At 36.5% G+C, this 23,668-nt stretch carries 18 protein-coding genes; 6 read left to right on the top strand and 12 right to left on the bottom strand.

Going from position 1 to position 23,668, the window contains the following annotated elements; all coding sequences use genetic code 11:
* The first annotated feature begins 368 nt into the window (after positions 1–368).
* Both A8L32_RS15060 and A8L32_RS15055 read left to right on the top strand, forming a co-directional pair.
* Complete coding sequence (locus A8L32_RS15060) at positions 369–2,549, top strand: tetratricopeptide repeat protein (RefSeq protein ID WP_075590918.1); 2,181 nt, start codon at positions 369–371, stop codon at positions 2,547–2,549.
* Between the two features lie 351 nt (positions 2,550–2,900).
* Positions 2,901–6,284: a caspase family protein gene (locus A8L32_RS15055; RefSeq protein WP_075590917.1), complete on the top strand. Its 3,384-nt coding sequence runs from the start codon at positions 2,901–2,903 to the stop codon at positions 6,282–6,284.
* Between the two features lie 167 nt (positions 6,285–6,451).
* Here A8L32_RS15055 and A8L32_RS15050 read toward each other — a convergent pair whose 3' ends face one another.
* The 8 genes from A8L32_RS15050 to A8L32_RS15015 all read right to left on the bottom strand — a co-directional run bounded on the left by A8L32_RS15050 (position 6,452) and on the right by A8L32_RS15015 (position 15,004).
* A complete protein-coding gene (locus tag A8L32_RS15050; RefSeq protein ID WP_075590916.1) occupies positions 6,452–7,045 on the bottom strand; it encodes a LysE family translocator in 594 nt (197 codons plus the stop codon).
* 247 nt (positions 7,046–7,292) lie between these two features.
* On the bottom strand, positions 7,293–8,318 hold the full coding sequence (locus A8L32_RS15045) for an aldo/keto reductase family protein (protein ID WP_075590915.1): 1,026 nt from the start codon (positions 8,316–8,318) through the stop codon (positions 7,293–7,295).
* Positions 8,319–8,413: 95 nt separating this feature from the next.
* Positions 8,414–8,914, bottom strand: a complete 501-nt coding sequence (locus tag A8L32_RS15040) for a DUF4867 family protein (protein ID WP_075590914.1) — start codon at positions 8,912–8,914, stop codon at positions 8,414–8,416.
* A gap of 103 nt (positions 8,915–9,017) precedes the next feature.
* Positions 9,018–10,079, bottom strand: a complete 1,062-nt coding sequence (locus A8L32_RS15035) for a zinc-dependent alcohol dehydrogenase family protein (RefSeq protein ID WP_075590913.1) — start codon at positions 10,077–10,079, stop codon at positions 9,018–9,020.
* Between the two features lie 110 nt (positions 10,080–10,189).
* Positions 10,190–11,899, bottom strand: a complete 1,710-nt coding sequence (locus A8L32_RS15030) for a sodium:solute symporter family transporter (RefSeq protein ID WP_075590912.1) — start codon at positions 11,897–11,899, stop codon at positions 10,190–10,192.
* Between the two features lie 8 nt (positions 11,900–11,907).
* A complete protein-coding gene (gene fucP / locus A8L32_RS15025) occupies positions 11,908–13,233 on the bottom strand; it encodes an L-fucose:H+ symporter permease (protein WP_075590911.1) in 1,326 nt (441 codons plus the stop codon).
* A 34-nt stretch (positions 13,234–13,267) separates the two neighbouring features.
* Positions 13,268–13,702, bottom strand: a complete 435-nt coding sequence (gene fucU / locus A8L32_RS15020) for an L-fucose mutarotase (RefSeq protein ID WP_075590910.1) — start codon at positions 13,700–13,702, stop codon at positions 13,268–13,270.
* A 93-nt stretch (positions 13,703–13,795) separates the two neighbouring features.
* Positions 13,796–15,004, bottom strand: a complete 1,209-nt coding sequence (locus A8L32_RS15015) for an ROK family transcriptional regulator (RefSeq protein WP_158027253.1) — start codon at positions 15,002–15,004, stop codon at positions 13,796–13,798.
* Positions 15,005–15,249: 245 nt separating this feature from the next.
* Between A8L32_RS15015 and A8L32_RS15010 the strand changes: the two genes are divergently transcribed.
* From A8L32_RS15010 to xseB, 4 genes are all read left to right on the top strand, one after another.
* Positions 15,250–15,849 (top strand): hypothetical protein, encoded by a 600-nt coding sequence (locus A8L32_RS15010; protein WP_143525126.1) that lies wholly within the window; start codon positions 15,250–15,252, stop codon positions 15,847–15,849.
* A 207-nt stretch (positions 15,850–16,056) separates the two neighbouring features.
* Positions 16,057–16,848, top strand: coding sequence for a hypothetical protein (locus A8L32_RS15005; protein WP_075590907.1), 792 nt, complete (start codon positions 16,057–16,059; stop codon positions 16,846–16,848).
* 275 nt (positions 16,849–17,123) lie between these two features.
* The gene (locus A8L32_RS15000) at positions 17,124–18,749 is read left to right on the top strand and encodes a tetratricopeptide repeat-containing sensor histidine kinase (protein WP_075590906.1); all 1,626 of its coding nucleotides are present in this window, start codon (positions 17,124–17,126) and stop codon (positions 18,747–18,749) included.
* A 5-nt stretch (positions 18,750–18,754) separates the two neighbouring features.
* On the top strand, positions 18,755–18,955 hold the full coding sequence (gene xseB, locus A8L32_RS14995) for an exodeoxyribonuclease VII small subunit (RefSeq protein WP_075590905.1): 201 nt from the start codon (positions 18,755–18,757) through the stop codon (positions 18,953–18,955).
* An 83-nt stretch (positions 18,956–19,038) separates the two neighbouring features.
* On the opposite strand, the gene A8L32_RS14990 is transcribed toward xseB, so the two are convergent.
* The 4 genes from A8L32_RS14990 to trxA all read right to left on the bottom strand — a co-directional run bounded on the left by A8L32_RS14990 (position 19,039) and on the right by trxA (position 23,612).
* Complete coding sequence (locus tag A8L32_RS14990) at positions 19,039–21,474, bottom strand: TonB-dependent receptor (protein WP_143525125.1); 2,436 nt, start codon at positions 21,472–21,474, stop codon at positions 19,039–19,041.
* 249 nt (positions 21,475–21,723) lie between these two features.
* Positions 21,724–22,389, bottom strand: a complete 666-nt coding sequence (locus tag A8L32_RS14985; protein WP_075590904.1) for a thiamine phosphate synthase — start codon at positions 22,387–22,389, stop codon at positions 21,724–21,726.
* Between the two features lie 59 nt (positions 22,390–22,448).
* Positions 22,449–23,066 (bottom strand): thiamine phosphate synthase, encoded by a 618-nt coding sequence (locus A8L32_RS14980; RefSeq protein ID WP_075590903.1) that lies wholly within the window; start codon positions 23,064–23,066, stop codon positions 22,449–22,451.
* Positions 23,067–23,141: 75 nt separating this feature from the next.
* A complete protein-coding gene (gene trxA / locus A8L32_RS14975; RefSeq protein ID WP_075590902.1) occupies positions 23,142–23,612 on the bottom strand; it encodes a thioredoxin in 471 nt (156 codons plus the stop codon).
* Positions 23,613–23,668: the final 56 nt, after the last annotated feature.

Raw genomic sequence — 23,668 nt, 5'->3', positions numbered from 1 at the left:
TATTGGTTATAAAAGTAAGCCCACTTTTGTATTGTATTGTATTGTATTGTATTGTATTGTATTGTATGGATATCACGGTATTCGCATTTAGACAAATATCTAATATACCACCCCGCCTTCGGCACCCCTCCTAAGATTCAGGAGGGGAAAGTGCTGCGGAGTTCTCCTCCTTTTTTTAAGGAGGAGTACCGCGAAGAATGAGTGGGGAGGTGGTTTTAAAATGTTAATGGAGTTGCCCTAGTATGGATACTTGATTTATTGTAATAAATATGAAACGACCTTGTAATAATTAATTCTTCAATTTTTCACCATGGAGAATGATTAAATTTTCTTGGGAGTTCCATGCAACAAATGAAAATTATAAACGCATGAAATTCATTTTAATCATATGCTTTTTAAGTGCAGTTACGCATGTTTATGCTGCGCCAATCGATGCTGAAAATCGTGAATCGAAGGAGTATGTTGATTCTGTTAAAGCGGTTATTCAGAATGTTCATGAGGAAGATGTAAATGCTCCTAAGCTGTTATTGTCTTTATACAAGGAGCTTGGCTCAACTTTTCAAAAGGAGGGTTTGCTAGATAGTGCATTATATTATTATAGTTTGGGCGAGCAACTAATCAGTGCAGATAAAAATGATTCCATTTACGCTTCTTTGATATATAATAAGGGATTGGTTTTTTACCAACAAGGCAAGCATAAAAAGGCCTTAGAATATAGCCTTCAATCCTTAAGTTTGGATAAAGAGTTAGCTGATAAAAAGGCGATAGTAGCTTCATTGAATAATGTTGCTTTGGCTTATCAGGCCATGGGCATTTATGACAAAGCCCTTGAATACCGCTTGCAATCTATCAAGCAAATTAGCGATGAGGAAAGTGTTGATATGGCCATCGCGAATTATAATTTGGGTAGTTTGTATTTAAAGCTGAATAAGCATGAACAAGCTTGGGAGTATCTCATCTTATCGCAAAAGTTATTAAAGAAGACCCAGATACAAGATAAGGAGAATGAAATGGCACATCCTCTATCGGAATGTATTTATTCTATGGGGAATGTAAAGCTGGTAGAAAAGCAATATGAACAGGCCATTGAATTATTTCAGGAAGCTGCGGGTTTAAAACAAATCATTAATGATGATAAAGGTCTGGGGAGCTGTTACGACCAGATTGGCCTAGCGCTTTCATTGCAAGGTAAGTTCGACGAAAGTTTTAAAAACTTGTTTACTGCCTTGAGTTTTAAACTGCGTGCGCAGGATAAGGAAGGGGTAGCGATGGTTTATTTTAGAATTGGAAATCTTTATTTTGTTCAACGTAATTATACGGATGCTGAGCGTTTTATTAATCGGAGTATAAAATCAGCTCAGGGCATTAATCATTACGAGTTGATGCTCGAAAATTATCAGGTTTTGTATAAGATTTATTCGCAGCAGCAAAAAAATACCTTAGCATTAAAAAGCCTGGAGTTGCATCAAGTTTATTCCGATTCTCTAAAGCATGAAAATGCGCTTAAGTTGATAGAGGAGATGAGTGTGCGTTTTGAAACGGAGAAGAAGGAGAAAGAAAATCAGTTGTTACTACGCGATAATGAAATTCATACTTTAACTATCCTAAAACAAAAGACCTATACGCGTTACTTAATAGGCGTAATCTTTTTGGTACTCATTATTGTATTGGTGCTGATTGTGCTGTTTCGATCGAAGCAAAAAACGAACCGTATTATCTCGCATAAAAATAGATTATTGGGAGAGCAGAATACTCAAATAGCCCAGCAAAACACCGAGATTGAAGCCAAGCGTAAAGATTTAACCGATAGCATAGAATATGCCTTGCGTATTCAGGAAGCTATGCTGGTAAATATGGAGCAGTTGAATAAAGTGGTGCAGGATGCTTTTATACTGTTGAAACCCAAAGATATTGTGAGCGGCGATTTTTACTGGTTTACTCAGGTACAAGATAAAGTGATTGTGGCTGCTGTCGACTGTACGGGGCATGGTGTTCCTGGGGCTTTTATGAGCATGTTAGGCAATACGCTTTTAAACCAAATTGTGCTTCGCGAAGGCATTACTTCGCCCGAAATGATATTGGAGCGATTAAGTGAAGAGGTGCAATTGGCGCTAAAGCAAGAGGAAACGCAAAACCAGGATGGGATGGATATGGCCATGTGTGTCATCGATCAAAGTGCTAATACCGTATCGTATTCGGGCGCTAAAAATCCGCTTATCATCATTAAAAATGGAGTGGCAGAACGTATTAAGGCTAACAAAAAGCCCATAGGTATTAGTCGATATGAGTCGGAAAAATTTGTAAAACATACCATCGATATTACCGAGGAAACTTATTTTTATATGTTTTCGGATGGTTATGTCGACCAGTTTGGCGGCCCGAAAGGAAAGAAATTTATGGTGAAACGTTTTCAGCAATTGTTGTTAGATATCTATCAGCAAACCATGAACAAGCAGCGTGAAACACTGGATACCACTTTAAATAATTGGATACAGAATGACGAGCAAATTGACGACGTATTAGTGGTTGGTTTTAAGTTGGGTGGTTAACAATACATGAACCAAGCTAAAATTCCAAGTTGAGCAACCGACATCAATAACGCAGCTTGGGTCCCACTTTTCTTTAGTTTTGAACAGATAGAAAGCTGTTTGACCGAAGGGAGTTCTTTCTATCTAAAAATAAAGAATGTAGTGGGTAAGCGAGTGTTGCAGTCGGCGGTCTTTTTTCCTTCTTTTTTGACTGTAGAAAAAAGAAGGAGCCCCTGCGGCTTAAGCAGAGGAGAGTGTTTTTACTTGAAATGGGTTATTTTAAGTTCATGATATTTTAAATGCGTTTACCATGGATGAAATCCCAGAGTGATAAAAGATATTTTAAACGATGATAATAATTGTATAACATATATGAATAAAACTTTATTATACATTCTCTTATTCGCCTTTACGCAATGGCTTGGTGCGCAAAAGCCCATAGAAACAGTTCTTCAGAAAGGACATGCACGTTACGTTTCCTGTGTAGATATTAGTCCTGATGGAAAATATGCTATATCAGGCAGTGCCGACAATACCCTAAAGCTTTGGAACCTGAAGAGTGGTAAAGAAATCAGAACTTTTTCGATGCATACAGGCGCTATTCGTTCTGTGTTTTTTAATGCACAAGGAACGCAAATAGTGAGTGCGGCTAAAGATAATAAGGCCATTGTATATGACATAGTGACGGGCGATGTGTTGGCAGAAATTCAATTGGATGAAAAGTTGATGAAGGCCAGTTTTAGTCCTGAAGGGGAGAAGATAGTGCTTATAGATGATCGTCATTTATTTAGCGTTTGGGATATAAAAACAGGGGAGCTTATAGGTAATTATAAAAAGCATTATTCCGCGAGTATTTCTCATCATAACTTTACCCAGGATGGAAACACCTTTCTTCAATATGTTAATTATGAAGAGATGCAAAGTGTTAATCTTGCTGATTCAAGTCGTGTGGTTTCTTTTAAAGTCGACAAACCTTACGATTATATCATTAGTCCGAATAACAAGTTTGTAGTTATTGGCACAGAAAAAAAAGAAGTCGGCCTGTGTCATCTGGAAACTGGAGAAAAAATCAGGGATTTTAATGCTACCGTGGATAAGCCTTGCGATGGTTGCAAAAGCTATATGGCCATGAGCAATGATGGTAAGCTGTTGGCTACTGCTTCAAAATATGCTCCCGTAACAGTTTGGGATGCAAGAACGGGGAAGGTGCTTGTTCAATTCGAGCAGGAGGCTGATTGGTTTAGCGAGTTAAAATTTAGTGCCGATGGTTCGTATTTAATGCTATCAGCTGATGACGAAATGTGGGTGTGGAATATGAAAAGTGGGCAGGAGGTTATAAAATTATCATTCGATGGTTTGGCCTGTACGCCCGTATTTAGTCCCGATAATAAAAACGTTTTAACTACAGATGTAAATAACCAAGCGGCCTTATGGAATTTGTCTTCAGGTAAAAAAATAAAAGTCTTAGGCGGTTATCTTACCCATAAAAAGGAAGATGGTATCCCTTATAAACAGGGCGATTGGTATCATACCAATATACTAAGGTATGTAGGCATGAAATCGGATGTGGCCTTGAGTAAAGATGGCAAGTATGTGTTAAAGGCCAGTGCCGATTCACTGACTTTTAAGCTAAACCTGGAAAACGGGAAAGTAGAAAAGTGGTATCCTGGACACAGTAAAAAAGTATTAAGTATAGATATTAGTCCTGATGGTAAATTAATGCTTACCGCTAGTGCCGATAAAACCTTAAAAATATGGGATATAGAAACAGGTAAACTTAAACGGACTTATAAAGGACATAGTGATATCGTTTTTGATGCCAAATTTAGTCGAGATGGAAGCAAGATAGTTAGTGGAAGCTGGGATTCTAGTTTGCGAATATGGGATGTTGAAACAGGGAAGTTGTATAGTTCTGTATTTTTGGATAAGGCTTCACCTTATAGTGTCTCTTTTACGCCTAAGGATTTATATGTGGCCAGCAGCGATTTAGGAGAAGAATTGCGGATGTGGGAAGTGGATGCTGGCAAACAGTTCAGAAGTATTATTGGGCATACTCAATTGGTGATGGATATTTCTTATAGTCCAGATGGTAAGAACATGCTAACGGCTAGTTTAGATGGTAAGGTGAAGATGTGGGATTTGCTTTCGGGTATGCTGGTTAACAAGTTTAGCGGACATCGTTCTGGTGTTTATTCGGTAGCATTTGCGGCTAATGGAAAGTTTATCGCATCCGGAAGTAACGATAGAAGTATTATCATTTGGAATCCGCAAGATGGCAAAATTATAAAAACGCTGAAAGGACATTCAGGAGCGGTTTCCTCTATTCAGATAGATGAATCTTGTAAACGAATGGTGTCGTGTAGTGTTGATGGAGAAATCATAGTGTGGGATATGGAGGATTATACAGAACTCTATACCTACATTCAAATGGATAAAAACAATTGGTTAGCTAAAACGCCGAGTGGGTATTTCGATGGCTCCCCATCTGCGCTGAAAAATATCAATTACGTATCGGGTTTAGAAGTGATTCCAGTGGGTAGCTTGTTCGAGAAATTCTATACACCAAACCTGATTGAACGAATCAGTAAAGGAGAGGGGTTTAATAACACTCAAGTGGATATTGAGGCGCAAATTAAAACTGCTCCATCCATTCAATTAAGCATTCAGGAAGAGAATTTTCACCATGATTTATCTCTTACTGATTCTGTGGTGTGGTTTAAAGAACAGATTAATATGGCTTTGTCTGTGGTGGATGAAGGAGCAGGAGTGGATGAAATTAGGGTTTATAATAATAAGAAGCTGGTTTATACCCAGCAAATGGCTAAATCGGGTATTCGTAGCGGTAAAAAATTAAAGCAAAATATCAGTATTAAAGTAGCTCCTGGCGAAAACAACATTAGGGCCGTTGCTTTTAGTAAGGAACGTACCGAATCGGATCCTGTATCTGTAAAAGTGCATTATGATGGTTTAGAAACAGATGCCAAACTGTTTGTTTTATCCGTGGCGGTGGATGATTATAAAAATCCGAGTTATCATTTATCCTATGCCGTTAAAGATGCCAAGGCCTACACTAAAACAATTCGTAAAAATGCACAAGCAATTTTTAGTGGGGTAGAAGAGATTATTTTGAATAATGATGAGGTTAATAAAACCAATATAAAGGATGCTTTTGCAGATATCGCCTTAAAAGCGGAGCCGCAAGATGTTTTTGTTTTTTATTATGCTGGCCATGGCGTGATGGATTTATCCAAGGATAGCAAGGAGGAATTTTATATCATTCCGTATGATGTTACCCAAATGTATGGCGATAAAGAAATGCTAAGCGAAAAGGCATTGTCGGCCCATGAAATGATAGAACTCTCCAAGGAAATATCAGCAGGTAAGCAAATGTTTATCCTGGATGCTTGTCAATCAGGAGGGGCTTTATCATCTTTTCAAACACGAGGTGGAAATCGCGAAAAGGCCATTGCTCAGTTAGCACGAAGTACAGGCACCTATTTTCTTTTGGCCAGTGGAGCTGTTCAATACGCATCTGAAGCAAAGGAGTTAGGGCACGGCATTTTCACCTACGCCATTTTAGAAGGGCTAGAAGGTAAAGCAGATGGTGCCTCATCGGATGATAAAATCACCGCCAACGAATTACGAAGCTATGTAGAAGACCGCGTTCCTGAGCTAACCGAGGAATATATGCTTACTCCTCAATACCCTACTGGCTATGGTTTCGGACAGGATTTTCCCTTGGTTATTATTAAGTAGGGATGAGGGTTTATTACTAGGGTGTTTCGTTTTGTTGTGATTTCGCTATTGATTATAATGAGTATCTGATAATTTAAGTATTGGTTAACAGTTTATTGCATCCGTTCTCAGCTCTTTTTCCTTTAGGTTGCCTACTGAAAACTGCCAACTGAATACTGCCTCCGTATCTACTTAAGCAAAATATCAATAGCTGCATACACCAAACCGCCAGCCATCACAATAGTAAATATACGTTTGATGATGATGTTTTTGAGGTAATTATTGATGATTGCACCAAAGAATGCCCAGGTAGAAACTACGGTAAAAGTAAAAACGGCTATCGCTAATGCCGATAAGGTAAGTAGTATTTTATCTTCGATGATACCGCTGAAAAAAGTGGAGTAAACCGTCATGCCATAAAAGATGCCCTTAGGGTTGACAAGTTGTAGTATGGCGCCATCGTAAAAACGTGCTTCAACGCCTTCTTTGGCTTTGTTAGATATATTTAACTTTAAAGTTTTATAGGCCAGGTAAAAGATGTAAGCCGCTCCCACATATTTAGTGTAAGTGGTAATTTCGGGAACGATAGAAGCCAATCCGTACGATAAACCTGCACACACAAGCATCATGATAAATACACCAAGTGTTACCCCTAAAATATAAGGTAAGGTCTTTAAATAACCTCTATTCATGCTAAAGGCCATGGCCGAAATATTGTTTGGTCCAGGCGAAATGGAAGTAGGAATAGCAAAGGATAAAAAAGGTATTAAATCGAAGCCCATCGTATTTATAGTATAAAGTTGAAAAAGGGGTTTAAAGGTTCAAGGTATAAGGTTTAAAGGTACAAGGTTTAAGGTTAAAGGTGTATGGGTAAAAGGTAAAAGGGGTGTATTTTTTCGGTTTCCTGTCTCCAATCTCCGTTCTCCCTTTTTCGTTCTCCCTTCTCCGTTTGCTTATAATAAAAAGACCATCCCCGTGTTCAAGAGGGATGGTTCTATAAATCTTAAAGCGTGTAATTAATGCAATACTCTATTGAGCTATCACACCATCTTCGTCCCAAAGGTCTTTCCAGTGCGCAGCACCTTCCCATAAGAAAACCTGACCTTTTACTAAACGAGAACCACAATCACAACTTTTGATTGAAGCAAACTCTTCGTCAGTTAAAGGATTGTCGAAAGATGATTTTAAGTTACTCAAGTACTCAGCAGGGTGAACCGAGAAAGGAATAGTTACCTGTCCGTTCTTGATAGCCCATTTGATACAAATAACAGCAGGGTGTACACCACGTGCTTTTGCGATAGCTTGAATTGCTGGAGTTTCGATATCTACAGCATCACCTTCTGCAACGTCACGATCTGGACGAGTAGGTGAACCGATAGGCATAAATCCAATTGGTTGGATTTGCTTGCTCATACAGTAGTCGAATAACTCTTGTTGTTGGAAACATGGGTGCATCTCCATTTCGTTAACTGCTGGGTAAATTTTCATTAAGTCCCAAACAGCATCGAATTTAGCGATAGTCATGTTAGAAGTACCAATGTTACGTACTTTTCCAGCCTCAACTAATGCCTCACATTGTTTCCAAGTATCCATGAATTCTTCCACGCTAAATGGTCTAGAATCTGGGTTACGAGAATCACCATCACAACCAGGTGCATGGTAATTAGGGAATGGCCAGTGGATTAAATACATATCCACATAATCCATTTGAAGATCGTCTAAAGTTTCCTGGCAAGCTTTTTCTACCTCACGGTGACGGTCGTTCCAAACTTTTCCAGTAATGAAAAGCTCCTCACGTGTACATACACCTTCAGCAATTACTTCTTTGATTGCTTGACCAATTTCTTTCTCATTACCGTAAACAGCAGCACAGTCAATATGACGGTATCCTAAACGGATAGCATCTTTAACAGCAGCAGCAATTTCGTCGTGAGTAAAACGGTCAGAACCAAAAGTTCCTAAACCTACAGTAGGAAGCTTATCGCCCGAACGAAGTACTTTTGCAGGTACATCAGCTGGGTTGATAGCATCAAATTGTTTTGTTATATCTGACATCTTAAATAAGATTAAAGTATAAAGTATAAAGTATAAAGTATAAAGATTTGTAAATCGCGTCTTTATACTTTTGTCTTATAGCTTTATACTAGTAATTATAATTCAATTTTAATAAAATCCTCTTCTTTTAGTTCTTTTACGATACAGTCGTTCGCATAAGTTCTTTCCGGAAGATTAATAAGAATATTAGCCGGCTCATCGTTTGGAGTAAAAGGACCCCAATGCCAAACGCCTGGCTTAATAGTGATAGCAGTACCTTTAGGAACAAAGAATACACGCATCTTATCCAAAGGAATATCATTTTCGCTAGCCGTAGCAGGAGCCACCTGTAATAAGATATCATTATCTAAAGGAAGCACTACTTCGCCACATGCACTGTGATATTCCAATACGTCGATAATGTTTTCTCTCTTCTCAACTCTACAACAAGAGTAGCTGAAAGAAACATCGCCACGTACATCTAATTGTAACTGATCGCGGAAAAACTCAACTGGTGGAGCACCTAACTTTTCATCCGTAGGATTAATTAAGTTAGCATACGTACCAAATGGTTTATAAGCTTCCAACGATAGTTGTTCTACTTTTACTGTTCTCATTTTTAAATAGTATAAAGATTAAAGTATAAAGTATAAAGATGACTTACATTGCGTAAAGCATTATTAGTCTTATGTCTTAATACTTTATACCTAATACTATTAATTACTTGATTTCCTCGTCGTATACTACGGCAATTTTACCACATTTTCCGCCGTCCATCATAGTATAAGCTTCAGCACAATCTTTTAATTCAAAACGCTTCTCAACTAAGTCTTCTGGGTGAATGTTCCAACGAACTAATAATTCAACTAACTCTTCCATACGAGAAGTAGAAGTTACCCAAGAACCGTGAATTGTAATTTGATCGTGAATAATGTCTGGAGATGGGTTGAACTCAACAGTTCCGCCTTCACCAATCATTGTCATGTGACCCCATTTACGAGTAGCACGAATACACAACTGACGACCTAAAGTATGACCAGAACAGTCTAGTGTTTTTTCAAAACCTTCACCTGTATGACTCTCAGCCAATACTTTTTCTAAAGTATCAGGTCCTGATAAGAATACAGCATCAGCTAAACCTAAATTTTTAGCAATATCGCAACGCTCTTGTACTGTATCAACACCAACAATTTTATTTGCACCTAAAGCTTTAGCCAACATCATAGTAGCTAAACCAACAGGGCCTAAACCTACAACCAATACAGCATCTTTACCTGAGATTCCTGCTTTTTCAATTCCTTCGAACACTGTACCGAAACCACAAGCAACTTGAGCTCCATCTACATATGATAATTCGTCTGGAAGTAAAACACAGTCTTTTTCATCTACTAGCATGTACTCAGCCATACCACCATCGCGCTGCCATCCGTAAGCTGCTCTTTTTTCAGAAGTACATGAAATCATGTAACCACGACGACAGTCGTTACAAATACCACAACCAGAAATGTGATATAAAATAACACGGTCACCTTCTTTAAATCTCACCATGTTCTCACCACACTCTACAATCTGACCACATGGCTCGTGACCAGCAACTTTGTTTTGGTAAGCCTCAGGACCTTTACCTAGGTGTTCTCTGTAGATAGCACGGATGTCACTACCACAAATAGTAGAAGCTTTAGTTTTAACTAATACTTGACCTGGACCTGGAGTTGGAACTGGTATTTCTTTCATCTCTACAGTACTGTTACCTGGAAGGTAAGCTGCTAACATTGTTTTCATCTTTCTAACTTTAAGAAAATAAGTAAATAAAAATTTTTAAATCAATTTGCAGTTAAACTGCTGTTTTATATCGGCCCCCGTTAAGGAGCCGATATTATGTCTCATATAACTTATGCTACCATTTCTAGAATGGCCCATATAGCTACAAGTATTACAATAATTAATAATCCGATTATTCTGAAGTCCTTAAGACCGTTATATTTCTCTGGCCAGTATTCTTTCAAATTGATACAAGTGGCCACCTGCGTTTCGTTTGGTTTTGGTGTCATGAAACTAACACCAACCATAATTATCGAGCAAAGAACAAATTTCCACCAAGCTTGCATCATAAATACGATACCCATAGAACCAGTAACTGCTTTTGTTTCTGCAGTAATGGTAACTCCATTTGAAGCTGCAATTGATTCTGCTAAGCCTTTAAAACCAGGCATAAGGTTCTCATATGGAAAATCTAATAAGAATACAAATATCCCTGTGATTAAACCTATGGCAAAAGTAATGTTGGCTGCCTTGGCTGTTCCTCTTTTCCAGAACATTCCAAACATAAATACAGCTGCAATAGGAGGGGCAATCATAGCTCCTAACGAATTCACTGTATGTATAATGGTGTCTCCAAACTTATCGGCTTGTGTACTCCATGCAATGGCTAAAACCATGATAACAACAGCGGTGTATCTACCAATCAATACTAATTTTTTATCATCAGTTTCAGGTTTAATTCTCTGAACAATGTCGATAGAGAATAGGGTAGAGGCACTGTTGATAGCTGCGGCAACAGAACTCATTAATGCTGCTAATAGGGCAGCGATAATTAATCCTTTAAGTCCAACAGGAACCAAACGGTCAATCATAAATGGCAACACATTTTTAGTGTCATCACCAATTTCTGTACTAAAAATTACGAATGCTAGTACACCAGGAAGTAAAAAGAACAACACTGGTAACACTTTTAAGATAGCCGTAAACATTGGGCCCACTTTAGCATCGTATTCTGTTTTAGCACCTAAAGCACGTTGTACAATGGTCTGATCAGAAAACCAATACCAAGCCCCTAGTACAAAATAACCCAATATAGCTGCATACCACGATATGCCTCCTTCTGGCGGATTAGCCGGACTATTGGGTGGACGTAGGATGCTTAATGTATCGGGTACTAATTTTGCTTTAAACTCGGCAAAGGTATGAACACCTGCATCGGGTAAAGCAAAAATACCAAACATGGTTAAAATGATAGCACCACCAATTAACAATACAGTTTGCACTGTTTCGGTAATGGCTACCGCTTTTAATCCTCCAACTACGGTATAAATTCCTGTTAAAACAGCAATAAATATGATTCCGTAAATTTCATCTAAACCAAAGAATTGTTTGGCCAACTCGGCACCAGCATATAAACTAATTCCAATATGAATTAATAATGCTGTTAAGATGGCAAATACAACCATCCAGGTTCTTGAAGCTCCGTTAAATCTTCGCTCGTACCATTCAGGAATAGTAGAAATTCTATTTCTGAAAAAGTAAGGCGCAATAAAGAATCCTAAAAACACAAGAAAAGGAATAGCTAACCATTCGAAAAGGCCATCTACTAATCCGTGTTTAAATCCAGATTCTGCAAAACCAATTAAGTGAATGGTAGAAATGTTGGCTGCGAATAATGCAGCTCCTATAACTCCCCACTTTAACGATCGACTCGCTAAAAAGTAATCATCAGATGTTTGGTCAGACATTTTCTTTTTGATGGCAAATACCCCCAAAAGAACAATCCCTACCAAATAGGCAATGATGATGATGATGTCAAATGCTCCTATATTAAAGTCCATCTCTATAATTACTTAAGGTGTACTTTTTCAGCTCTGTGGCTGTATATAGCTACAACAACTAAACAGATCAGTGGTAAAATAAATGAGAAGTTAACTTCAGAAACACCAAGGATGCTAATATCAGAAAAACCAGGTCCACCAAGGTCAAGAATCCAACCTTGCACAGGAGGCATTAAAGCTCCACCTACGATTGCCATTACCAATCCTGCAGATCCTAACTTAGCTTCATCACCCATGCCTTTAAGTGCAATACCATAAATAGTTGGGAACATGATAGACATAGCAATAGAGATACCAACAAGAGAGTATAATCCAATTACACCTTCAATAAAAATAGCTCCGAATGTAAAACCAATTCCTGCTAAAGCAAAAGCAAACATTAATTGTCCTGGACGGTAGAATTTTAATAAGTATGTACCTGCACTACGCCCTACAAGGAAAGCAATCATGGCAGCCATATTATACCATGTGGCAGTTAACTGTGCATCTGCAGGTCTTGAAGCATTAATGTTATCTACATATTGATAGATAAAGGTCCAACACATAATTTGTGCTGCCACATAAAACATTTGCGTAATAACGCCTTCGTAATATCTTTTATTTTTAAACAGCTTACTAAAAGTTGCTCCAAGGTCTAATGCATCACCATCATCCGTTTTCTTAGGCATCTTAACAACCGCAATAAGTACTAACATCACCAATACAAAAAGACCTAGTGCAATGTAAGGAGTACTGATTATACCCAAATCATTCGTTCTAATTGTAGCTTGTTCTGCTGTAGAAAGTGCAGCGTAAGCTTCTTCTGTGTAATCATCAGATGTTAATGCTTTTATCACAAGGATTTGCGCCCCAAGCATTCCTAATAAAGAACCTAATGGGTTAAATGTTTGTGCTAAATTTAATCGGCGAGTAGCTGTTTCAGTAGCTCCCATTGAAAGAACATAAGGATTTGATGTTGTTTCTAAAAACGCTAATCCAAATGTTAAGATGTAAAGAGAGGCTAAGAAAAAGCCAAACACCTCAAATTTTGCAGCTGGAATAAATAATAATGCACCCGTTGCGTATAAAGCTAATCCAAGTAAAATTCCTGATTTATATGAAAATTTACGAATAAATAATGCTGCGGGTATAGCCATAGTTGCATATCCTCCATAAAAGGCTAACTGTACTAAAGCGGCTTCCATATTAGAAAGCTCTGGCATTACCTTTTTAAATGCAGACACCATTGGGTTTGTTAAATCATTGGCAATACCCCAAAGAAAAAACAAACTGGTCAGTAATATAAATGGTAAAAGATATTTCTTCTCTACCACTTTTGCTGCTACTTTATTCATATTTTAATTATTTGTAGATTTTTTCTGTTTAAAATTACATGCTTGGTGTAACGCCTTTTTTAAGTAGGATATTACCATACTTAGCAGTTTCGCCGGTCATTAATACGGCAAATGCACCACGTGCTTTATCATAAAAATCGAAACGACCGATACGCTCAATAGGAGCAACGTTAGGGTTTGATTTATGGATAGCGCCTAAATAAGCTTCTTCAACTGCAGGATCTAATTCATCACCTTCTACTGCTGCCATCATAGTTAATGGGGCAGGAACGTATGAGTCCAACTCGAATAATGGCAAGATGGCTTCCAATAAGTCTGGAATTCTTAATCCATCAGCTCTTAATACTCTTCCGTTGAAAGACTCTCCTGGGAAGTGAGCATCTGCTAAAATAATTTCATCGCCATGTCCCATACGGGCTAAAACTTCTAACAGTTCAGGGCTAATAAGTGGTGATATTCCTTTTAACATGATCTATATATTTTAGTAACTTCTTAACGTTAAGAAATTAAGTTCTTTCAAAAAATTCGGTTACCAGTTTCCCTTTAACCGATCTTATATTTTTTACACTCTAAAATTCAACACTTCGTGCAAAATAAGAGAGGTAGCTCCTTTTACAGCAGCTTGGTTTCCTAATTTACTTTGCAATAAATCTATATTTCGGTTGGGTTGCTGTATAACCTCCCTTTTAAATACAGTTTTAATTTTCTCGGTAAAGAAAGCTCCCGAATTCATTACCCTTCCGCCTAAAACAATAGCAGCAGGATTAAATAAGTTGGCCGTTGCAGCAATAGCCTGTCCTAAATATTCAGCAGCTTGATTAAACAGATGTAAAGCAAACTGGTCGCCATTCTTAGCTTCTGCGGCAATCTTTTCCGTAGATAGTTTTTCTAGTTTATTCAAGCTAGAATCTGGATATAAGTCTTTTTGTCTGATGGCAATCTCAGTAATTCCTCTACCAGAAGAGTAACATTCTAAACAATCCATTTTACCACAAGAACACTTTAATCCAACAGGTGCAGCACCTATTATTTTGTTGTGTCCAATTTCGCCAGCCATACCGTCGAAACCAAAGAAAGGCTGCCCGTTTACAATAAAACCAGCACCTATACCATATCCTATATTAATAAAAATAAAATCTTTGAATTTGTCGCCAATGCCATACATTAACTCGCCCTGTGCCATCACACGCGAAACATTGTCAACCAGAACAGGAACTTTAAAGTGGTCAATCAAAGGCTTTTTGATATCAACATTTTCCCATTTAAAGTTGGGCGAATATTCAATGTTATCCGTTCGTTTATTGATAAATCCTGCAGCAGCTACACCAATACCATGTAACTTGCGTTTATCAATTCCAGATTTATTAAAAAGCTGTTCTATTAAGTCGATAACACGTTCTAAGTCAGATTCGAAACTATCGCTGGCTTCAGTGCCAGTATCCACCTCTGCAAGTGCGTCTCCGTTAAGGTTAGATAATACACTATATATATGTGTACGTCCCCAATCGATACCAATTACATAGCTGTCGGCACCGTTAAACTTAACGATAACAGGAGGACGACCACCTTTTGACTCACCAATGCCCACCTGTACGGCTAGCTTTTCGGTATTAATCAAACTATCCACTATACGTGTAATAGTAGGTGCACTTAATCCTGTTTGTTTAACAATTTCGGCGCGAGATATTTCACCGCTCTCTCGGATCAGGTTTAAAACCTTAATCTTATTCAAACGATTGATGTATTCTGCGCTTCCTTTTGGGTGTTTCATCATATACTTTCTAACGTTGCGAAAATAAGTGGAGAATATGAAATATGCAAGCAAAAAAAGAAATATTTCTGTATTAAATATTAAATAGATTGAATCTAATTAAATCATCATTGGAGTATAAATGAAGCAAATCCATACCAAATACGAGATGTGGCGAGTAAAACCGCGAGATTGTTTAATATTTTTCTTTTTTTTGCGTTATATTTACTTTATCAAGTACAACACAACAAATAAATATTTAACAAGTGAGAAAGCTATTTACAACAACATTAATGATTGCTTTATTTTGTGCAGGAACGATTTTTGCGCAGGATAATAAGGGAGCTGGTCTGGAAGAAGGACCATTAGGAGCACAATTTGATTATGCGATACAAAAGGCAAGTAGCCATAACGAATTTAAAGTAATTCGATTAACATGGTTGAGAAAACTAAAGTCAAATGCGCTTGATTCTATTAAAGTATTACAAGAAAGTGTATCAACTTTAGAAGGTCAGGTTCAAGAGCAGCAAAAGGAGGTTAACGTTCTAAAATCAAACTTAAAAGAAACGAACGATAAATTAGAAGTAGCCACTCAAGAAAGAGATAGCTTTAGGTTTTTAGGTGCACTTTTAACTAAAAGTGTTTATAGTACCATGGTTTGGACAATCATTTTTGTATTGGTTGTGGCTTTATTGGTTATGATATTTTTATTTAAGCGAAGTAATAGTGTAACGGTTAAAACAAAACAATCGCTCGAAGAAAAACAGGAAGAGTTTGATAAACACAGAAAGTGGGCGTTGGAACGAGAACAAACCTTAGCACGTGAATTGAATAAATTAAAACAAAAATATAAAGGACTCGATTAGAGTCCTTTTTTTTGCCCAACACGTTTATTGTATAATAAACTCCTTACCACTGTCCGATACTGAACGCGTTTTTATTCGTAAGCGTTCAATTTTAAATCTTCATTTTTAGCGTTGTGTGCGATTAAGTTGCAGTAATGTAGTTAGTTGTGGTTTTTGGTACGGTTGCTGATTATACCCTTGTACAAACATTAAACGGAGGGTTTAGTCATGAAAACACATGTAAGTCATAACGATTATCAATTTAGAGTATTAGTTGCTTTAGTAGTTGTTTCTATCTTATTATTAAGTTTTGGAGTTTATAAAGTAATTGAGTTTAATCACAACACTAATAGCTATACTTATTCGGAGCGAGTTTTGGGATCTGACCTTGTTGTTAGTTCTACTTTACCAGAAGCGATATATTCACATACATATTCAGAAGAGTTTGTGGAAACACCTTTAGTGCTGGAATCTTGGATGACAGATTATTCAGAGTGGGTTTCGGAACCAACTATGGCAGTTTCGGCTTCAACTATTGAAATGGAATATGAGCAACCTTTGGTTTTAGAGGGATGGATGACTAATATGGATAGTTGGGGACTTGAATCATCAACAGTAGCAAGTGACATGTTCGAGGAGTCTGAGCCTAGCTTGGAACTCGAAGGGTGGATGTTAAGTGATGAAGGATGGATTGAAGAGGAATCTGCTATTACCACTGAGCCTTTAGAGGAAGAATTAGAGGTAAAATCTTGGATGCTTGAATTAAACGATTGGGATGTTCCTGTTGTTACCAATGAGCAGTTAGTTAATTATAATACTGTAGAGGAGGAAAGCCTTGAGTTACACGCATGGATGTTGAATTGCTGTACATGGATTCCTGAAAAATTTGCCGACATTGACATATATGAGTTTAGTGAACATTTAAATGAGGATGCTTTAAATCTTGAAGCTTGGATGTTAGATGATAGCACTTGGTTAATTGAAGATAGTTTTAATACAGAAGAGTTTCCGACTGTGTAAACTAAGGTTGGTAATTACCTTAGTACATTAAAAGTTAATTTGTAAACATTCCCTTGTTGTAGTTGGTATAATAAGTTTGACTACTGATTACTGTTTTAAAAGTTTGTATAAATTTTACGCCATCACATAAACTAACTGAGTATTAGTGATAAAATAAATGTTACCAACCTAACCTAGCTATGAAATAATAAAATAGAGTTGAATTGGCATATCATTTTTGTATTTAAATCCTTTTTCTATCTTTATGGCAATCATCGCCTAGATACAAAAAACACATGCATCAAATTGTCAAAGGATTAGCAGTAGCTCTATTATTACTTCTTCCACATATTGCAAGTGGAGAAGGAAAAATTAGTTCAGCATCTCATAATTGCAATAAGGTAATTGAAAATGCCGAATTGTATTCTCACCTTAATAATAATCCCAAGGCTCTGGAATTATTGCAAGATCAATTAAAGTTGTGCAAAGATTCAGTCATGCAATCGTATCTTAATTATAAAATAGGTATAGTTTACATGCGCGATGGTCAGTTCGACAGGGCAATTCCTTATTTAAATAAATTCAAAAAGTTTAAAGCGAGTCATGGCGATTCGGTTGGAATTGTAGAGGCTGATATTGCTTTGGGTAAATATTATTATCACCAAAAGGATTTTTCGAATGCCACTACAACTGTTTTTCAGGCCTTAAATGAAATGCCTCACGATGTGGATAACGAGTTAAAAGCAAACGCTTTTATTGTGTTGGCCGAGGTTGGTTTGGAAACAAAAAGTTTTTCTGAGGCAAAATCGTATGCCAAAAAGGCACTGGCTATTTCATCTAATATTCATTCTGAAGAATTAAAAGTTAGATGTTTTTGTGTGTTATCGGCGTTGTACGAAAAAATGGGTGATTATAAGTCGGCTTTATATTATAAAAATAAGAGTGCTCACATTCAAGATTCTTTGCTTAAAAGTCAAACCTTACAATTATTAAGCATTCAAACTTCTGTTAACAAAAAAACAAAGGATGTGGTAGAAGAGCCAATAGAAATCACAGAAGTATCAAGCTTAGATTTATTGACAGGAGTGGAAGACGAAAATAAAACGGTGTATATAATTAGCCTTTCGTTATTGTTTCTTTTTGCATTGGTATTTTTTATTTTATTCAGATCTAAAGTAATCTTAAGCAAAACCTTAAAAAGTAAAAATGAGGAACTAGAGCGCTTAAATGCAACCAAGGATAAGTTCTTTTCTATTATAGCGCACGATCTTAAAAGTCCGTTTAATTCCTTGATGGGATTCTCTGAAGTATTATCCTTGCAGGTTGAAAGTAAAAGTCAAAGGGAGATTATGGAATACAGTAGATCGATACATAATTCTACCCGAAAATTATACTCATTGGTTGAAACATTATTACAATGGTCAAGAACTCAATTAGGAACTACAGAATATAAGCCAGAGAAAATTGATGTTAAAATATTGGCGATTAACATTGTTTCCATTTTAAAGATTAATGCTGAAGAAAAGGATATTGTAATTTCGGTAAATGTAGGAAATGAGATGATTGCTTGGGCAGATAAGGATTTGTTTAGTGCGGTATTGAGAAATTTAGTTAGTAATGCTATTAAGTTTTCGCGTGTGGGCAGTGTAATTACTGTGGCAGGAAAAACTAAAGGTAAAAATATAGAGATATCAGTAACCGATACTGGGGTGGGAATAAGTAAGGAGAATCTGCAAAAAATATTTAGAGTAGATACCAATATAAGCACTGCAGGAACGCTGAATGAAAAAGGAACTGGACTTGGCTTAGTGCTTTGTAAAGAGTTTGTGGAGATAAATAAGGGAACAATTTCTGCTGAAAGTAGGTTAGAGAAAGGTAGTACATTTAAATTTACTGTACCTTTAAGCAATATTTATAGTTAATTAGCATGACAAAAAAGAAAATTGGCTACGTTGATGCCATTACAGAAATAGAAGATATCTTGACTAAGATAGAAGATAATGAGCTAGATGTTGATGAGTTATCGGAGAAGGTAAAAAGAGTTTCGGTTTTATTAAAAGTGTGTAAGGATAAACTACACAAAACAGAATCGGAAGTAGAAAATATTTTAAAAGAAATAGAGGAGTAGTTGCGCTATTTTTTATTCTGAAGGAAAAGAAACGGGAGAGTCGATAAATTCAACTCTCCCGTTTTTGTGCTTTATAGTTTTAATTAGAAAATAAATCGAGCTCTAAAAAATGCATGTGTTCCTGCTTGAGGGTAATAGGCAGCCCAAGAGTTTTCAACACCACCTTCGTACCAGTTTCCGCCATAAGCATTACTTACATATTCTTTATTAAATAGGTTGTTAATGCTTAATTGTAGTTCTATTTTTTTCATCCAAGAAGGTGTAAATTCTTGAGTGAATATAGCGTTTGAGACAGTATATGCACTTAGTTTTCTATCCTCGCTTTGAGTGTTGTCAAAATACTGCTCTCCAACATGCTTTGTAATAAAACTTATAGAGTTTCCTTTAAATGCTTTATATGTAAATATACTACTTGCAATATATGAAGGAGAATAGGCTATTTGATTATCGCCATGTTTAATATGGATATCGTTTTTTGTTGCGGGGTTGTAGTCCGGATCGTAAGTTTCTACGTAATCCTTAATTATATTTTTACTGAAAGTAGCATTTCCACTCCAAGAAAGGTTATTTAGAATTTTCACTCCTAAATCTAGTTCAATACCTGTTCTATAGCTTTTATCTACATTGGTCATAATAGGGCTACCTACATTGCTTTTCTCACCTGTTGGTATTAATTGGTCTTTGTAGTACATGTAATAAAAGTTGATATTAGCAGCTACCTTACTCGATTTATAATGATAGCCAATTTCTAAATCATTTAAACGTTCCGAACGAGGAGTTGACTCAGAATCTCCGTTAGCATCTTTAAAATCGGTACGCGTTGGCTCTCTGTTAGCAACGGCAAATGAGCTGTAAATCTGGTGGTGCTTATTAACTGTATAAAACACCCCAGCTTTAGGATTTATAAAATTGAATTGATGTTCCTGATCTAAAATATAAATACCCTCATCTTTACTTAAGTCATCATCAATCCCTTCCATGGTGTATTTAATTCCCCTGTGTTGTAGGTCGCCAAATACATTTAATTTACTGGTTAAGGAGTAGTTTACTTTGGCGTAAATATTATAATCAGTTTTAACACCATTGTTAAAATACCATTGATCTTCTTTTTCAGATGTACCTGCAAATCGAGCCCAAATGACTTGTCCAAAATGGTCGCCGTCATACTTGTTCCAACCTCCACCAATATTTACACTTAAATCTCCATTGTCGTAATTTAATGAGCTAGTGAATCCGTAAAAGTCGTTAGTAAGCCACTTTTGACGTATTAAATCCGTTTGGTCAACAAATTCTCCAGGAGAAATTTCATAAGGTTCCCATCCATATTCTTTGTAACTTTCATTCTCTTTATATTGTTCGTAATAGCCATCACCTCTGGTATAATGAAGAGCTGTATTTAATAGCCAGTTATTGGTTAGATTATGGCTATAGAATATTTGATAATGTGTTTGCTTATAATTATCAGTTTGATCTTCGTAATATCGAGGATTGCCAAACTCATCTGTATATTGACCTGCTGGATTGTACTTGCGGTCTTCTTTTAGTTTGTCAGCATCAATACCCCACCAGCTGATCCCTGTTTTCTGATCACCATGTATGATGTTAGCTTTTAAAAAGCTATTGTTCATATGGAGTGTTCCGCTCAGATATAGAGATTGATGATCAGAAAATGCATAATCTACGTATCCATCAGATTGTAAATCACTATATCTAAAATCAAACGAAAATTTATCCTTAATTAAGCCAGTACTACCACTAAATGAGTTTTTAAAAGTGTTGAAAGATCCAGCAGTCGAACTGATTTCAGCATGAGGTTTTGCGTTAAAAGTGGTTGTGTTAAAATTGATGCTTGCCCCAAATGCTGCACCTCCATTTGTTGAAGTTCCCACTCCTCTTTGAATTTGAACTTCATCTACAGAGGAAGAAAAGTCAGGCATATTAACCCAAAAAACGCCTTGACTCTCTGGGTCGTTTAATGGAATACCATTGATAGTGACATTGGTTCGGGTAGCATCCGTACCTCTAATGCGCATACTGCTATAACCTACTCCTATACCTGATTCGGTGGTTGATACTACCGAAGGTGTTAAACTCAGTAATAAAGGAATGTCATCTGCCGCATTTAAGGATTGTAACTGTTCTTTAGTTAGGTTTGTTTTAGCCACTGGTGTTTTATTTCCAGCCTTAATAGATGATACAATTACTTCACCTTTCATAAATGACTTCTCATTAAGTTGAAGGGTGATTTTGGTATCCTCATTAATCTTAAAAAGCAATGATATTGGGTTATAACCAAGATAAGTTGCTTTAATGTTATACTCGCCTGACTTTACATCGTAAAAGGTAAATTTACCATCTGCATCTGTTACGGTTCCCTTATTTAAGCCTTCAATAATTACATTGGCTCCAATAAGTAGGTTTTTCTGATCATCCACAACTGTGCCGCTTAGTGTATGTTGCGACCAAGCAGTTGATACTGCGACCAGGCTTAAAAAGATAAATAAAATTAATTTTTTCATTATTACAGTTTTTATTAATTAAATACTGCAATGAGGAAAATAGGAGAAGAACTCTTTCCCTTGACAGCATTACCTGCCCAGGTTCGAAGGGTGTAATCTCAGCCTGCTACGTTTCAGGCACCCCATTGTAGGAAAACGGATGCGAAATTAAGACCTTTAAATCTTATAAACAAATCATTCTTAAAGTTAGAGAATCTTTGTATTATCTTCAAGTCTTGTGTAGCAGGTTGTAATAAAATCTATAATGCCTTATTGTTGATTTACATAGCTAAAGGAATATGCTTTACCAACCTCGGTTAAAGCATTCAGGGTAGTTTCACCAATATTGTCCTTTTTAGCAATGTAGGATGATAGGGCAATACCATGAATACCAGTTTTAAACAAAGCCTCAAATTCATCATTTACAATTCCTCCTATCGCAATAATAGGAATATCAATATTTTTTAAATTGCAGGCCGAAATAATTTTCGAATATCCTTCTAGACCAAGTATCGGACTTAGGTTCTTTTTCGTGTCAGTGTATTTATAAGGACCTAAACCGATATAATCAACGCCTTCAGATACAAGTCGTTCTACGTCCTCAATAGTATTGGCAGTACCTCCAATAATTTTATGCTCCCCTAAAATGTTTCTTGCTTCTGCAATGCTCATGTCATTTAAACCTAAATGAACCCCGTCGGCATCAATACTTCGAGCAAGTTCTGGATTGTCGTTTATGATGAGTGTTGCACCATAAGTCTGGCATATATTAACGCACTTTTGTGCTTCAGAAAGTATTTCTTCTTGAGTTTTGTTCTTTATCCTTAATTGAACCCAATCTCCGCCTCCAGCGCAGAACTCTAGTGTTTGTTGTGAGGCAGACTTTTCAACTCCTTGATAAGTAATGAATTGAAGTCGGCTGATAATTTTATCCATTGTATTTTGTTGTGTTGTGTGTGTGTAAGTTTAAAACAAACATAGTTATTTCGTGGTACTTAACAATCCTCTTTAGGAATTTTTAAAGATTCGAAAATATTATTCACATTACTTAAGTTATGTATACTGCAGCAATACTGCCATAATGTCCCTAAAAGAGCTACACCGTTAAAACCGAGATCAGCTGCAAGGCCTATTGTATGCTTGTCTATTCCTCCCAAGGCTACTATTTTTTTATCATTATTTGATTGAATAAATGTTTTTAACTCTTGCTTATTAAAGCTGTCACCTCCGTAGTTGGGTTTAGAAATACTTTGAAAAATAGGGCTTAAAAAGTAGTAATTGAAGTATGTTTTATACGAGAGTATTTCATCATAACTATGTGTGGATATACTTTTTGAACAATTTATGTGTGCTAGATCAGGAATATTTTTCTTGTTGTGATGTGTAAAATGAACTCCTTTTATTTCAAAGTGATTAATAAGCTCATGATGACTGTGTAAAACAATCTTATGGTGTAATGAATTTGAGATTTTACTTAAGTACTCTGACATCTGACTTTTTTTAAAGTCAGGCTTCCGTAAATGAAAAGTTAAGTTGAAGTTTTCTAAGATATAATTTACAATCTCGTATTCCTTTGTTATAGGAGTGGGGTTGGATATAATATAGTATTCCATTTATTTTAAATAAAAAAGCTGCTGCAAAAGTAATTAACTTTTACAACAGCCTTTTATTGATTGGATAAATCTTAACTATTCTTTCTCAACTTTTAATATCTCTTTAACCATTTTTTCTAAGTCTGCTTGCGGCCTAAAACCCATAGCAGCTTGCGGTTCACCATCAACAGGTATAAAAACAATGGTAGGTAAACTTCTAATTCCGAATATGCCAGCTAACTCTTTTTCTTTTTCAGTATCAACCTTAAATACTTGAATTTTACCTTTGTATTCTTTTTGCATTTTATCTAGTACAGGTGCAAGTTGACGACAAGGTCCACACCAGTCTGCATAAAAATCAAGAATGGCTGGAACTTTACCATTGTATTTCCACTCCTTGTTTGCTTCATAATCAAACACCTCTTTCTTAAACGTATCTTTGTTTAAGTATATAACCCCACCTTCTTCTGTTTTTGCGTCCGCAGATTTAGCCTCTGCTTTGTTGGAGCATGAAACACTAGCGAAAATAAAAACGGATAATAATCCTGTAATAATTAATGCCTTCATATCTTTTTGTTTTTTAGCTATCAAATGTCTTGTCTTTCTTACTTAATCCTGCTTAA

The sequence above is a fragment of the Labilibacter marinus genome (assembly GCF_001659685.2).
In the GTDB taxonomy this organism is placed as follows: domain Bacteria; phylum Bacteroidota; class Bacteroidia; order Bacteroidales; family Marinilabiliaceae; genus Saccharicrinis; species Saccharicrinis marinus.
The sequence above is the reverse complement of the archived record's forward strand: the minus strand, read 5'-3'. Positions and strand labels throughout refer to the sequence as shown.

Bases quoted from the DNA above. Each gene is read 5' to 3' on its own strand.
- fucP (WP_075590911.1), bottom strand. From the start codon at position 13,233: ATGAATAAAGTAGCAGCAAAAGTGGTAGAGAAGAAATATCTTTTACCA.
- A8L32_RS15035 (WP_075590913.1), bottom strand. From the start codon at position 10,079: ATGAAAACAATGTTAGCAGCTTACCTTCCAGGTAACAGTACTGTAGAG.
- trxA (WP_075590902.1), bottom strand. From the start codon at position 23,612: ATGAAGGCATTAATTATTACAGGATTATTATCCGTTTTTATTTTCGCT.
- A8L32_RS15060 (WP_075590918.1), top strand. From the start codon at position 369: ATGAAATTCATTTTAATCATATGCTTTTTAAGTGCAGTTACGCATGTT.
- A8L32_RS15015 (WP_158027253.1), bottom strand. From the start codon at position 15,004: ATGAAACACCCAAAAGGAAGCGCAGAATACATCAATCGTTTGAATAAG.
- A8L32_RS15000 (WP_075590906.1), top strand. From the start codon at position 17,124: ATGCATCAAATTGTCAAAGGATTAGCAGTAGCTCTATTATTACTTCTT.
- A8L32_RS15045 (WP_075590915.1), bottom strand. From the start codon at position 8,318: ATGTCAGATATAACAAAACAATTTGATGCTATCAACCCAGCTGATGTA.
- xseB (WP_075590905.1), top strand. From the start codon at position 18,755: ATGACAAAAAAGAAAATTGGCTACGTTGATGCCATTACAGAAATAGAA.
- A8L32_RS14990 (WP_143525125.1), bottom strand. From the start codon at position 21,474: ATGAAAAAATTAATTTTATTTATCTTTTTAAGCCTGGTCGCAGTATCA.
- A8L32_RS15040 (WP_075590914.1), bottom strand. From the start codon at position 8,914: ATGAGAACAGTAAAAGTAGAACAACTATCGTTGGAAGCTTATAAACCA.
- A8L32_RS15055 (WP_075590917.1), top strand. From the start codon at position 2,901: ATGAATAAAACTTTATTATACATTCTCTTATTCGCCTTTACGCAATGG.
- A8L32_RS15005 (WP_075590907.1), top strand. From the start codon at position 16,057: ATGAAAACACATGTAAGTCATAACGATTATCAATTTAGAGTATTAGTT.
- A8L32_RS15050 (WP_075590916.1), bottom strand. From the start codon at position 7,045: ATGGGCTTCGATTTAATACCTTTTTTATCCTTTGCTATTCCTACTTCC.
- A8L32_RS15030 (WP_075590912.1), bottom strand. From the start codon at position 11,899: ATGGACTTTAATATAGGAGCATTTGACATCATCATCATCATTGCCTAT.
- A8L32_RS14980 (WP_075590903.1), bottom strand. From the start codon at position 23,066: ATGGAATACTATATTATATCCAACCCCACTCCTATAACAAAGGAATAC.
- A8L32_RS14985 (WP_075590904.1), bottom strand. From the start codon at position 22,389: ATGGATAAAATTATCAGCCGACTTCAATTCATTACTTATCAAGGAGTT.
- fucU (WP_075590910.1), bottom strand. From the start codon at position 13,702: ATGTTAAAAGGAATATCACCACTTATTAGCCCTGAACTGTTAGAAGTT.